The organism is Amycolatopsis sp. NPDC058986 (assembly GCF_042741125.1).
In the GTDB taxonomy this organism is placed as follows: domain Bacteria; phylum Actinomycetota; class Actinomycetes; order Mycobacteriales; family Pseudonocardiaceae; genus Amycolatopsis.
Window position 1 is genome coordinate 30,915 of sequence record NZ_JBHYJW010000059.1, and the last position, 13,030, is coordinate 43,944.

Genomic DNA, 13,030 nt, shown 5'->3' on the forward strand with positions numbered 1-13,030 from the left:
CCGAGTAATACGCACGCCGGTTACACCGGCCCCGCGTAACCAGGCGCCGTACTCACGGACGACCACGTTTCGCAACGACGGGAGCCGAAGAAGTGACCAGTCCACTCTCACGCAGACGCCTGCTCGTCGCCGGTGGCGCGACCGCCGCGGCCCTCGCTCTCGGCGGCGGCGCGCCCGCCGTGGCCGCCGGTTCGGGGCAAGGCGGCGCCGATCTCGTCGCCGCGTGGAACCGGACCCTGCTCCGGATCCTGCGGACCCCGGGAGCGCAGCCCTCGACCGTGCATCCCACCCGGAGTTTCGCCATGCTGCACACCGCCGTCCACGACGCGGTGGTCGCCGCGGGCAGGACCGGCCGTCCCGCCCTGCTCGCCGTCGACGCGCCGCGGTCCGCCTCACCGGTCGCGGCGGCGGCACAGGCCGCCCACGACGTCCTGACCGGGCTGTACCCGGCGTTCGCCGGTGCGCTGGACGCCCAGCTGGCGACCGACCTGGCGACCGTGCCCGACGGGCGGGCGAAGACGTCCGGTGTCCTGACGGGGCAACGGATCGCGCGGCTGATCGCCGCGCGCCGCGCGAACGACGGGTCGGGCGCGATCCCGCCGGTCCTGCCGCCCGGCACCGAGCCCGGCCGGTACCGGCCCACTCCCCCGGCGTTCGCCCCCGCCGTGTTCACCCACTGGGCGGCCGTGACCCCGTTCGTGCTCGACCGCGCCGACCGGTTCCGGCCCGGCCCGTACCCGCCGCTCACCAGCGCCGCCTACGCCGAAGCGGTCAACGAAGTCGCGCGACTGGGCCAGGACACCAGCACCGCCCGCACCGCGGACCAGACCGTCCAGGCCCGGTTCTGGGCCGCCCCGATCTGGAACTACTGGAACGAGATCGCCCAGAGCGTCGTCCTCGGCGCGCGAAGCGGCCTGCCCACCGCCGCGCGTGTCTTCGCGGAACTCAACCTCGCCTTCGCCGACGCCGTGATCGCCTTCTACGACGCCAAATACCACTACCGGATCTGGCGTCCGATCACCGCGATCCGCCTCGCGGACACCGACGGCAACCCGGCGACCATCGGCGACCCGAACTGGACCAGCCTCGGCGTGACCCCCGCCGATCCCGCCTACCCCGGGGCGCACAGCGTCATCGCGCAGGCCGGAGCCGAGATCCTGCGCCACGAATACGGGCCGTGCCGCGACGTGACCGTCACGTCGGAGGTACTGCCCGGCACCGTCCGCACCTTCGGCTCCTTCCAGGACATCTCCGACGAAGCGGGCACCAGCCGCCTCTTCGCGGGCGTCCACACCCGGCTCGATCACAACACCGGGCGACGTCTCGGGCACGACGTCGCCCACGCCGTTCTCGACGCGTAGCCGCGGTGCGCCGACGCTAGACTCGGTGAGCCCGCCTCGACCCGAAGGGACCGGTTTGCCCACCACACCACTGCTCGACCTCGTCGACGCGTTGCTGGCCGGCCCCTCCCCCGCCCCGATCGTGACCGCGGGTGACCCCGTGCTCAGGCGGCGGGGCGAGCCGTACGAAGGCCAGCTCGGCGACGAACGGCTCGACGGTCTCCTCGGGTTGATGCGCACCACGATGCGCGAGGCGCCCGGTGTCGGCCTCGCGGCGCCCCAGATCGGGATTCCGCTCCGCATAGCGGTTCTCGAGGACCGCGCCGAGATTCTGCGGAACGTTCCCGCCGAGACGCTCCACGCCCGCCGCCGTGTTCCCCAGCCGTTCCGGGTTCTGGTCAACCCGCGCTACGAGGCGGTGGGCCCTGGCGTCGCCGCCTTCTACGAGGGCTGCCTGAGCGTTCCGGGGTGGCAGGCGGTGACGGCACGGCACGAGCGGATCCGGCTGCGCGGCCAGGACGAGACGGGCCGCGAACTCGACGAAGAGGTCGAGGGCTGGCCCGCCCGTATCGTCCAGCACGAGACCGACCACCTCGACGGCATGCTCTACCTCGACCGCGCGGAGATCCGGTCGCTGTCCACCAGCGCGCACGTACTCGGCCGCTGGGCGGACCCGACGCCGGAGAACGCGTCGCGCGCACTCGGCTTCCCGTTGCCGCAGGCCTGATCCGGTCCTTTTCGGACGGTCGGAAAACCGGTTCACGGACCGGTACGGCGCGGGGTACCGTCGGCGGTATGGCCGACCCGCTCGAAGCGTTGTTCAGGCACGGAAGGCTCGTCACGATTCCGCGCCGGGGCAAGCTCCGGCGCGCCCTGCTCGTCCGGCTCGCCGAAGAGTTCGAGCCGGGCGTGCTCTACACGGAGCAGGACGTCCGCGAGCGGCTCGCCCCGATGCACGACGACCATGCCGCGCTCCGTCGCCACCTTGTCGACGAGGGCCTGCTGCAGCGCAGCCGGGACGGCGGCACCTACGGACGCCCCGCCGAATCGCGCTCCGACGCAAGTCCGTGAAGGACTCCTTACCGGCGCTGAGCGCCGGTAAGGAGTCCTTCACGGCGTGACCACGGCCCCGACTCCCTGCCAGGGTTTCGCCTGGGCGGTCAGCCCGAGGAGACCGGAGATGAGGCGCATGTCCTCGACCGTGCGGACGTCGGCCTCGGCCAGCCGGGGTGAGCAGACCAGGATCGTCACCGCCTGCGCGCGGGAGAGCGCGACGTTGAGCCGGTTGCGGGACAACAGGAAATCCAGCCCGCGCGGCAGGTCCACTGTGGACGACGAGGTCATCGTGGTGATCACCACCGGCGCCTCCTGCCCCTGGAACCGGTCGACGGTACCGACGCGCACGCCGCCGAACCCGGCTCGCTCCAGCGCGCGGGTGACCTCGCGAGCCTGGAAGTTGTACGGCGCGACCACGAGAATGTCCTCGTCGCCCAGCGGCCGCGCCGTCCCATGGCCGGTCCACACACGACCGTGCAAGGCGGACACGATCTCGGTGACCGCGGCGGCTTCTTCCACCGAGCGCGTGGTATTGCCGTGGTGGTCCACTTCGGACAGATAGAGGCCAGAGGGCACACCCTCGACGCCACGTTCGGCGGCGGTGGGGTGTGCGTGCAGCTGCCCGGCGTAGGACAGCCGGGAAACCGGGTCGCACACGGCCGGGTGCATGCGGCGGGTCTGGTCGAGGAAGTAGCCCAGCTCGGGCGGGATGATGTCGTGCTCGCCGATCAGGTGTCCCAGCGCGGAGGCGCCCGCGCCCGCCGGGTGAGTGCCCTGCACGACCTGCGGCAGCTGTTGCGGGTCACCGAGGAGCAGCACGTTGCGGGCGCACATCGACACCGCGAGCGCGTCGGCGAGCGCGAACTGGCCCGCCTCGTCGATCACGACGAGGTCGAACGGCTCGTCGCGGACCGCGGCGTTCGCGAACGTCCACGCCGTTCCGCCGACCAGGTGCCCGCCGGTGTGTTCCGCACGCCACCGGACGAGCGCGTCGTTGGTCGGCGGCTGTTCCCACGGCACGTCCGGATCCGGCGCCTTCTTGGCGCGCTTGGCGCACGGCAGCGTCGATGCGTTCTTCATGGTGGCGGCCAGGACGTTCTCGACGGCCTTGTGACTGGTCGAGGTGACCGCCACCGTCCGTCCTGAGTGGACAAGCCGGGCGATCAGTTTTCCTGCCAGATAGGTCTTTCCTGCCCCTGGCGGTCCTTGGACGGCGAGGGTGGAACTGTCGAGCGCTTCGACGGCGGCGATCACCGCGCCGACGACGTCGTCCCCTGCCTCGGGCAGGGTATCCCGGCCACGCAGCCGGGGCGGGGTGCGGCACAGCAGGTCGACGCCGGGATGCGCGGGCAGTCCGGGCAGCGCGTCCACGACCAGCCGGGCCAGGTCGGCGACCGCCTCGTCCTTGGGTGCGGGACGCACGGGGCTGCCCGGCAGGACCGCGCTCGGCCGCGCGGCGTCGGTCCGGTCCGGTGCGCAGCTCTCCTGCAGGGTGACGTCCGAGGCGGTGGCGTCGAGCACCTTCGCATCGCGGGCGTCGGCGCCGTAGCGCAGCCGGACCTGGTCGCCGGGGGTGAAGGGATGCGGCCGGTCCGGATCGCACCGCAGGACCACGGTGCGCTTGGCGGTCCGCACCCGGCCCTTCGGCGGCACCCACTCCCCCGCGTCCACCGACACCGGGACCATGCAGGTGGTGTCGACCTCGAGATCGCCGAGCGGCGCGGCGAGCTGCCGGAAGTACTCCCACCAGGCGGGCGTGGTCTCGCGCCGGTGGTAGCCGACCGAGGCGGCGAGCAGCGCGCGGGCCCGATCCGCGGCGGTGAAGTCGGCGGGGTCGTCGGGCAGGCCGTCCAGCAGCGGATCCACCAGCGCCGCCAGCTGCGCGGCCCGCTCGGCGCGTTTCTGCTCTGCGACGTCCTCGGCGGCGGTGCGGATCAGCGCGTCCTCTTCGGACTCCGCGGGGTTTTCCGCGAGCTCGATCCCGGCGTCGGCGCGAACCCGGTGGAGGAACTCGAACAACCGAAGCGTGGAGACGCAGTCGTATTCGTTGTAGTCGCTGATGCCGCGAAGCACCTCGTCGGCGCGCTCGGCGTCTCCCTGGTGTGTCAGCGTCAGGTAGTCCTCGTAGGCCTCGATGCTCGACGCCGCCGTCTTCACTTCGCCTTCGCGGGCGTCCGGCATGTACAACGGTTCGAGATACTTGATCGAGTACGACGGCTGCGACACCCGCATCGCCTTGCGCACCACGGCGTAGAGGTCGACCAGCGCGCCCGCGCGCAGCAGCGCGTCGACCGCGTCCTCGCGGGTGCCGTGGACCGCGGCCAGCCGCTTGATCGCCGTGTTCTCATAGGGCGCGTAGTGGTAGATGTGCGAGCCGGGGTGTTCGGCGAGGCGAGCGGTGGCGAAGTCGACGAACTGCTCGAAGGCCTGCTTCTCCTGGGCTCGCGTGTGTGCCCAGAACGCCGTGAACCGCGGCTCCTCTTCGTCGGCGGTGATCGCGCCGAACAGATACTCCAGCCCTTCGCCCGCCAGTGCGTACGGGTCACCCTCCATGTCGAAGAAGACGTCGCCGGGTGCCGGTGGCGGAAGCGTCGCCAGCGCGTCGGACTCGACCACCTCGTAGGTGACCTCGCCCGTGCTGTCCTGACGGAGCTGGATGGCCGCCTGCGCGCGCAGGTTCTCGAACGACCTCGCGGACAGGTCGCGTGGCCGGTCCTCCGCGGCGGCCAGTGCCAGCGCGTCGATGGTGCCGAGCCCGGCCGCGGCGAGTTTGCGGCGCTGATCGCCCCGGATGCCGGCGACCAGGGACAGGTCCCGGTCGGCCTTGCGGGCACTCCCACAGTGCTCGGCGAAACCGCAGCCGCCGCAGGCGGGACGCTCCTCGCCCCACAGCCGGTCGGGCAGCCGCGGCGCGCGGCCGCGCAACCGGGTGCGCAGCCGCCGCAGCAGCGGGAGGAAGTCCTGGACCCGCAGGGTGTGCGTGCCGCCGTCGCCGAGCAGCAGATGCATCCGCGGCCCGGCGGGCCAGCCGGCGCGGCGCATCGCGTCGGCGTAGGCGGTCAGCTGCACCACCGCGGCCGGGGTCGCGTGCCGGGCCAGTTTGGTGTCGTACACCTCGTAGCGGCCCTGATCGTCGCGCATCAGGAAGTCCGCGCGGCCGGAGAACTCGCCTTCCTCGTGGAACACCGCCTGGTAGATCACCGGCGCGCCCGCGCGCACGGCGTCCGCGGTCTCCCGTGCCGCCACCTCGGGGTCGCGGTGGTCGATCTCGACGACTTCGTGGCGCTCGCCACGCAGCCGCGTCAAGGTGGCCTGTTCGTGGGCCCGGCCGTGCTTGACCGCGAGGGACTCCCCGGCGCCCTTCGGCGCGGGAGCACCGGGCAGCCCGGCCGCCCACGCCTGCTTCAGGACGCTCCGATGCTCGCATTCCAGCAGATCGGCCAGGTCGGACGGGGTGTGGTGCATCGCAGCGGATTCTGGCACGGCCGGGGCGCCGTTTCGCCGAGGTGCGCCCCCGACACGCCGGGCGCCGAATGTGCTGAAGGGCGCCTTCGATGCGTTGGGCGCGCTGAAGGACGCTTTCAGTGCACTGGACGCACTGAAAGCGTCCTTCAGCTCGGTCCGTCCCCTCGCTCCTGACCGAGCCGGGTGCGGACGGCGACCCCGGCGCAGGCGATCACGGCGACGCCGCCGAGAACGGTGGGCCAGGTGAGCTCCTCACGCAGGAACAACGCCGCCCAGCCGATACTCAGCACGGGTTGCACGAGCTGGACCTGGCTCACCTGCGCCATCGGGCCGATCGCGAGACCGCGGTACCAGGCGAAGAAGCCGAGGAACATGCTCACCACGGCCAGATAGGCGAACGCGGCCCATTCGACCGGCGTCGCGCCGATCGGGTGCTGGGCCATCGCGACCCCGGTGAGGACGATCATCAGCGGCGCGGCGAGCACGAGCGCCCACGACACGGTCTGCCAGGCACCGAGTTCCCGCGCGAGGAGCCCGCCCTCCGCGTAGCCGATAGCGGCCGCGACGACGGCGCCGAACAACAGCAGGTCGGACCAGTGCAGCCCGTTGAGCCCGCCACCCTGCAACGCGGCGAACCCGACGGCGACGGCCGCGCCAGCGATGGCCATGACCCAGAACGACGCCGGGGGTCGTTCGCGCCCGCGGAGCACGGCCGTCATCGCGGTCGCGGCGGGCAGGACGGCGACCACGACGGCGCCGTGGCTGGCGGGCGCGGTGGTCAGCGCGAAGGAGGTCAGCACGGGAAAGCCCACCACCACCCCACCGGCGACGATCGCCAACCGTCCCCATTGGACACTCCGGGGCAGGCGCTGCTTCGTGATCGCCAGCGCCGCGGCCGCCAGCAGGGCCGCCACGACGGCTCGCGCCGAGCCGACGAACAGCGGCGACATCCCGCCGCCCTGGACGGCGACGCGGGTGAACGGGACGGTGAAGGAGAACGCCGCGACCCCGAGCAGGCCCCACCGGAGACCGGCGCGGGACGGGGATAGCACTGGGCGCGGCGCGAGAGTAGCGCTACTCTTCTGTGTCATGTCCGACGATAGCAGCTCGACGAAGATCGCCGCGGCGCTACGGCAGTGGATCGCGACGGCCCCGCCGGGCGCCCAGCTGCCGTCGACGCGTTCCCTGGTCGCGCAGCACGGCGCGAGCCCGGTCACGGTGCAGAAGGCGCTCCGATCGCTTGCCGCGCAAGGGATCGTCGAGAGCAGGCCGGGCGTGGGCACGTTCGTCCGCGCCGTCCGGGTCGCCCGGCCGAACGACTACGGCTGGCAGACCGCGGCCCTCGGCTCGCCGAACCACCGGCTCCCGCAGCTGCCCGCGGCGCTGCAGCCCGTCTCGAACGACGTGATCGCCCTGCACTCGGGCTATCCCGACCGGGAACTGGTGCCGGAGCGGCTCGTCCGCGCGGCCTTCACCAGGGTGACCCGCACCGACGCGCTGGTCACCAGGCCGCCTGCCGCCGGGCTCCCGGAACTGCAGTCCTGGTTCGCCGCGGAACTCGCTTCGGCGACCCCGTCCGACTTCACCCCCGCTGCGGCCGGCGACGTCGTGATCATCCCCGGCAGCCAGAGCGGGTTGCTGACCGCGTTCCGCGCGCTGGTCGGGACCGGGCGGCCGCTGCTCGTGGAGTCCCCGACCTACTGGGGCGCGATCCTCGCCGCCGCCCAGACCGGTGTGGAGGTCGTCCCGGTGCCGAGCGGCCCCGACGGTCCCGATCCGGGCGCGCTGGCACGCGCGTTCGAGCAGACCGGCGCACGCGCGTTCTACGCCCAGCCGAACTTCGCCAGCCCGACCGGTGCACAGTGGACACCGGAGCTGGTCGAGCAGGTCATGGACACCGTCCGGCGGCACGGCGCGTTCCTGATCGAGGACGACTCGGCGCACGACTTCGGGATGACCGCGGAACCCCATCCGGTCGCCGCCAGGGACGACGGCGGGCACGTGGTCTACATCCGCTCGCTGAGCAAGAGCGTCTCCCTCGCGGTCCGGGTCGCCGGGCTGATCGCGCGCGGCCCGGCACGCAACCGGATCCTCGCGGACAGCCAGGCGGAATCCATGTACGTCAGCGGTGTGCTGCAAGCGGTCGCGCTCGACGTCGTCACGCAGCCCGCGTGGCGCACCCACCTGCGCAGGCTCCGCCACCAGCTCAAGACCCGCCGCGATCTGCTCGTCGCGAGCCTCCGCGAGTACGCGCCGGACGCGCGGCTGGAAGCGATACCGCGGGGCGGGCTGAACCTCTGGGCCCGGCTGCCGGACACGGTGGACCTGGGCCGGATCGTCCGGGAGTGCCGGTCGGCCGGGGTCGTCGTCGGCGCGGGAGACGAGTGGTTCCCGGCGGAACCGGCCGGGCAGTTCCTCCGGCTCAGCTACGCCGGCCCGCATCCCGGCGCCTTCCCCGACGTGGCACGGGCACTCGGCCGGGCCCTCGAGCGCGAACGACGCTGACCGGGAAGCCGCGCCGCGGACCGGTCCCGGGCGCGGTACCTAGGCTGCGCCGGATGAACCGACGTCCCGATCGATCGCGACCCACCGGATCACCGAAGGGGTGGCCACCGGCCAGGATCCTCTCGTGGGTGTTCGGCGGGCTGCTCACCCTGGTCACCGGCACGCTCGTGCTGGGCGTGGTGATCCATTCCCTGTTCCGGTTCGACGCGGCATTGTTCCCGCCGTACGCCATCGGCTTCGTCCTGACGGCCGCCTACCTCGCTTGGCTTGTTTCGCGGGCGGTCCGCCGGACGAAACACGGGCCGTCGTGAGGCGTCACCGACGTCCCGCCCGCGTGCCCTGGCGCCGTCCGGCCGGTTGCCGCGCGCCTTCGTTGACCCCGACGTGTCTGTTGCGGGCGGAGGCGAACCGGTGCCGGAAGGCGAATCCCGGTGCCGGGCGGTCGCTGTTCCGCCGTTCCCGTATCCGGGAGTCGGCGAGCAGGCGATGCCAGAAGCGGTCGGTGCATTCCCCGCGATACAGCCGGAAGTCGGCGAACGGCACCGGGGTGGTTTCCAGCGACAGGTAGCCCGCCTTGTCCAGCACGCCCCGCCAGTCGGCCAGATCGAGCGCCTGGTGGAAGCGCGAGCCGGATTTGTCCCTGCTGGTCATGATGAGCACGTTCGCGTGGGTCGGCGTGCGTTCCAGTACCAGGACGGGACGGTCCTTGTAGTTACCGGTGTCGTGGGTGAGCAGGACACTCCAGACCTCGCCGGAGGCGGGTGGCCAGTTGAGCACGCCCGGCGGGCCCGGCCGTTCGGGTGGCCCGTGCCGCAGCCACCGCTGCAGCCGCCAGCCGCCGACGGCCAGCTCGGTGAGATCGACCGCCGCCACCGCCCAGAACGTCAGCGCCACCGCCAGCGCCATTCCCGGCGCGGATCGCGGGTCCGGCACCAAGGTGCCGTCGACCGCCACGATCCACCAGCCGATGAGGGCCAGGAGCGCCGCGTTCTGGATTCCGTCGCGTACCAGCGGCAGCGGCCAGTACCCCTGATCCGCGGTCCGCAGGCAGGCGAGGTAGGACGCGGTCACCAGCAGCGCGACGACGCCGATCGGGCCGCCGACGGACAGCACCGGCACCCCGTCCCCCAGCGCCAGCCGCTCGGCCGCGACGACCGCCACGAGCAGGCCCGCGGCACGAAGCACCATGATCCCGTGCCGCTTCTTCAGCCGCGGCGGACCGAGCAGGCGCACCAGGCCGTAGGCGACCACCGGGGACACGAGCAGCAACAGGATGTGCGGCCAGTTGCCTGCCAGCCGGGCGCGCTCGGACTCCAGCAGCAACACCATCGGCAACGGCATCGCCTGGGATCCGATCAGGATGGCGAGCGGCCCGGCGGCGACGACGCCGAGGGTGTACCGCTGCCGCGTCCCCAGCCGGGGTGGCGGTTCCCCTTGCAGCAGAAAGGCCAGCAGGAAGAACCCGAGCACGAAAATCTGCAAGACGTGATGCACATCCACTCCTGAACGAATCCGCGGTTTTCCCGCAGTGCTGTCGACGTTCTCCCGTTTCCCGTTACCCGGCCACGACTTCCTTACCCGCCAACGAGTTCGTCCGTGATTCACGAAAGCGGACCCGGCGGGGAAAACGGCGCCGGAAACCGCGTCCGCTTCCGAAAACGACGGAAACAGCCGCTCGATCCCGTCGCGGGGTGACAATTCCGTGTCCCGCCGGGAACCGGCGCCGTCCGGGATTGACCAACCGGGCGGTGCGGCGATCCGGCCGCGAGTCCACCGTCGACAGAGGACGTCGACAGTGGACTCGGCCGAAACCCGGCGAAGCGGACAGCCATGATCGGCTCGTCGGCGCGCCGAACTTGACTGATTCAAGAAAATGGGCCACGCTTCGGCCGTGCCCACGACTTCGGACTTCGAACACTTGCTGCGCGGAGCCGCGCTGCGCGTGACGCGTCCTCGCGTGGCGGTGCTGACCGCGGTGTACGGCAACCCGCACGCCGACACCGATTCGATCATCGGTGCCGTGCGCGCGGACCTCGGCGAGGTTTCGCACCAAGCCATCTACGACGTGCTCCGCGCGCTGACCACCGCGGGTCTGGTGCGCCGTATCCAGCCCGCGGGCTCGGTAGCACGGTACGAGTCGCGAGTCGGGGACAACCACCACCATGTCGTGTGCCGGTCTTGTGGTGCCATCGAGGACGTCGATTGCGCCGTGGGCTCCGCGCCCTGCCTGACCGCCGACGACGACCACGGCTTCACGATCGACGAGGCCGAGGTCATCTACTGGGGCCTGTGCCCCGCCTGTTCCACCACAGTCAGTTCCTGAGCACCCGCTCCCGATCCTGGAAGGATTCCCGTGTCTGACAGCCCTGACGCCGTTGTTGGCGAGATGAACGAGGAGAGCGCGGGCGGCTGCCCGGTCTCCGCCGGGCGCTTCAAGCACCCGACCGAGGGCGGGAGCAACCGTGAATGGTGGCCGAACCAGCTCAACCTGAAGATCCTCCGCAAGCACCCGGCCGTGGCCAACCCCATGGGCGAGGACTTCGACTACGCCGCCGAGTTCAAGTCCCTCGACCTCGACGCCCTGGCCCGCGACGTCGACGCCGTGATGACGGACTCGCAGGACTGGTGGCCCGCCGACTTCGGCAACTACGGCCCCCTGTTCATCCGGATGGCGTGGCACAGCGCCGGTACCTACCGCATCGACGACGGCCGCGGGGGCGCGGGCGCCGGCATGCAGCGGTTCGCGCCGCTGAACAGCTGGCCCGACAACGCGAGCCTCGACAAGGCCCGCAGGCTGCTCTGGCCGGTCAAGCGGAAGTACGGCCGCAAGATCTCGTGGGCCGACCTGATGATCTTCGCGGGCAACCGCGCACTGGAGACGATGGGCTTCAAGACCTTCGGCTTCGCCGGTGGCCGCGCCGACGTCTGGGAGCCCGACGAGGACGTCTACTGGGGCCCCGAGCGCACCTGGCTGGGCGACGAGCGTTACAGCGGTGACCGGAACCTGGAGAACCCGCTCGCCGCGGTCCAGATGGGACTCATCTACGTCAACCCCGAGGGCCCGAACGGCAACCCGGACCCGCTCGCCGCGGCACGGGACATCCGCGAGACCTTCGGCCGCATGGCGATGAACGACGAGGAGACCGTCGCGCTCATCGCGGGCGGGCACTCGTTCGGCAAGACCCACGGCGCGGCCGACGCCGACAAGTACGTCGGCCCGGAGCCCGAAGGCGCCCCGCTGGAGGAGCAGGGTCTCGGCTGGAAGAACAGCTTCGGCTCCGGCAAGGGCCGCGACGCGATCACCAGCGGCCTTGAGGTCACCTGGACCCCGACGCCGACCCAGTGGAGCAACTGGTTCTTCCACAACCTGTTCGAGTACGAGTGGGAGCTGACCCAGAGCCCGGCGGGCGCCAACCAGTGGACGCCGAAGGACGGCAAGGCCAAGAACACCGTGCCGGACCCGGAGGACGGCAAGCTCAACCGCGCGCCCGCGATGCTCACCACCGACCTGGCGCTGCGGTTCGACCCGGTCTACGAGCAGATCTCCCGGCGCTTCTACGAGAACCCGGACGAGTTCGCGGACGCCTTCGCCCGCGCGTGGTTCAAGCTGACCCACCGCGACATGGGCCCGATCCAGCGCTACCTCGGGCCGCTGGTCCCGCAGGAGGAGCTGATCTGGCAGGACCGCGTGCCGCCGGTGGACCACGAGCTGGTCTCCGACGCCGACGTCGCCGAGCTCAAGGCCAAGGTCCTGGACTCGGGCCTGTCGGTCTCGCGGCTGGTTTCGACGGCATGGGCCTCGGCCTCGACGTTCCGCGGCAGTGACAAGCGCGGCGGCGCGAACGGCGCGCGCATCCGTCTCGAGCCGCAGCGGGGCTGGGCGGTCAACGAGCCCGACGAGCTGGCGCAGGTGCTGCGTACCCTCGAAGGGATCCAGGAGTCCTTCAACAGCGCCCAGACCGGGGGCAAGAAGATCTCGCTGGCCGACCTCATCGTGCTCGCCGGCGCCGCCGCCGTCGAGAAGGCCGCCAAGGACGGCGGCGTCGAGGTCACGGTGCCGTTCACCCCGGGCCGGACGGACGCCTCGCAGGAGCAGACCGACGCGGAGTCCTTCGCCCCGCTCGAGCCCGCCGCCGACGGGTTCCGCAACTACCGTGGCAAGGGCAACCGGCTGCCGTCGGAGTACCTCCTCGTCGACCGCGCGAACCTGCTGAACCTGAGCGCGCCGGAGCTGACCGTCCTGGTGGGCGGGCTGCGCGTGCTGGGTGCGAACCACCAGCAGTCCCCGCTGGGCGTGCTCACCCAGCGGCCGGGGTCGCTGACCAACGACTTCTTCGTGAACCTGCTCGACATGGGCACGAAGTGGTCGGCGACGACCCAGGAGTCCGACCCGGAGACCTTCGAGGGCCGCGACGCCGCGACCGGCGAGGTCAAGTGGACCGGCACCCGTGCCGACCTCGTCTTCGGCTCGAACTCCGAACTGCGCGCGCTCGCCGAGGTCTACGCGAGCGACGACGCGAAGGAGAAGTTCGTGCGGGACTTCGTCGCCGCGTGGGACAAGGTCATGAACCTCGACCGGTTCGACCTCGTCTGATCCCCCGCTGATCCCGCTGTCCGGGCCTGCCGCGCGCCGGCAGGCCCGGACCACGGAACAGCCTCCTTGT

Annotated in this window: 10 protein-coding genes; 7 read left to right on the forward strand and 3 right to left on the reverse strand. The window is 71.7% G+C overall.

Going from position 1 to position 13,030, the window contains the following annotated elements:
- Nucleotides 1-92 precede the first annotated feature (92 nt).
- The 3 genes from ACFW0G_RS36480 (at nt 93) to ACFW0G_RS36490 (ending at nt 2,411) form a co-directional block, all read left to right on the forward strand.
- Entirely contained in the window at nt 93-1,361 is a 1,269-nt protein-coding gene (locus ACFW0G_RS36480; RefSeq protein ID WP_378330054.1) for a vanadium-dependent haloperoxidase, read from the forward strand.
- A 55-nt stretch (nt 1,362-1,416) separates the two neighbouring features.
- Complete coding sequence (locus ACFW0G_RS36485) at nt 1,417-2,067, forward strand: peptide deformylase (RefSeq protein ID WP_378330055.1); 651 nt, start codon at nt 1,417-1,419, stop codon at nt 2,065-2,067.
- Nucleotides 2,068-2,135: 68 nt separating this feature from the next.
- On the forward strand, nt 2,136-2,411 hold the full coding sequence (locus tag ACFW0G_RS36490) for a DUF2087 domain-containing protein (protein ID WP_378330081.1): 276 nt from the start codon (nt 2,136-2,138) through the stop codon (nt 2,409-2,411).
- Between the two features lie 39 nt (nt 2,412-2,450).
- Here the strand turns inward: ACFW0G_RS36490 and ACFW0G_RS36495 are convergent, their stop codons facing one another.
- Together ACFW0G_RS36495 and ACFW0G_RS36500 are read right to left on the reverse strand one after the other, a co-directional pair.
- Nucleotides 2,451-5,861: a TM0106 family RecB-like putative nuclease gene (locus ACFW0G_RS36495; RefSeq protein ID WP_378330056.1), complete on the reverse strand. Its 3,411-nt coding sequence runs from the start codon at nt 5,859-5,861 to the stop codon at nt 2,451-2,453.
- 146 nt (nt 5,862-6,007) lie between these two features.
- Nucleotides 6,008-6,913, reverse strand: a complete 906-nt coding sequence (locus ACFW0G_RS36500) for a DMT family transporter (protein ID WP_378330057.1) — start codon at nt 6,911-6,913, stop codon at nt 6,008-6,010.
- Nucleotides 6,914-6,950: 37 nt separating this feature from the next.
- Here ACFW0G_RS36500 and ACFW0G_RS36505 point away from each other — a divergent pair, with 37 nt between their 5' ends.
- Nucleotides 6,951-8,366 (forward strand): PLP-dependent aminotransferase family protein, encoded by a 1,416-nt coding sequence (locus tag ACFW0G_RS36505; protein ID WP_378330058.1) that lies wholly within the window; start codon nt 6,951-6,953, stop codon nt 8,364-8,366.
- Nucleotides 8,367-8,419: 53 nt separating this feature from the next.
- Nucleotides 8,420-8,677, forward strand: a complete 258-nt coding sequence (locus tag ACFW0G_RS36510; protein ID WP_378330059.1) for a hypothetical protein — start codon at nt 8,420-8,422, stop codon at nt 8,675-8,677.
- A 4-nt stretch (nt 8,678-8,681) separates the two neighbouring features.
- Here ACFW0G_RS36510 and ACFW0G_RS36515 read toward each other — a convergent pair whose 3' ends face one another.
- Nucleotides 8,682-9,860, reverse strand: a complete 1,179-nt coding sequence (locus ACFW0G_RS36515; protein WP_378330060.1) for a hypothetical protein — start codon at nt 9,858-9,860, stop codon at nt 8,682-8,684.
- Between the two features lie 397 nt (nt 9,861-10,257).
- On the opposite strand from ACFW0G_RS36515, the gene ACFW0G_RS36520 reads away from it, so the two are divergent.
- Both ACFW0G_RS36520 and katG read left to right on the forward strand, forming a co-directional pair.
- Nucleotides 10,258-10,689: a Fur family transcriptional regulator gene (locus ACFW0G_RS36520; protein WP_378330061.1), complete on the forward strand. Its 432-nt coding sequence runs from the start codon at nt 10,258-10,260 to the stop codon at nt 10,687-10,689.
- 30 nt (nt 10,690-10,719) lie between these two features.
- Entirely contained in the window at nt 10,720-12,960 is a 2,241-nt protein-coding gene (katG, locus tag ACFW0G_RS36525; protein WP_378330062.1) for a catalase/peroxidase HPI, read from the forward strand.
- Nucleotides 12,961-13,030: the final 70 nt, after the last annotated feature.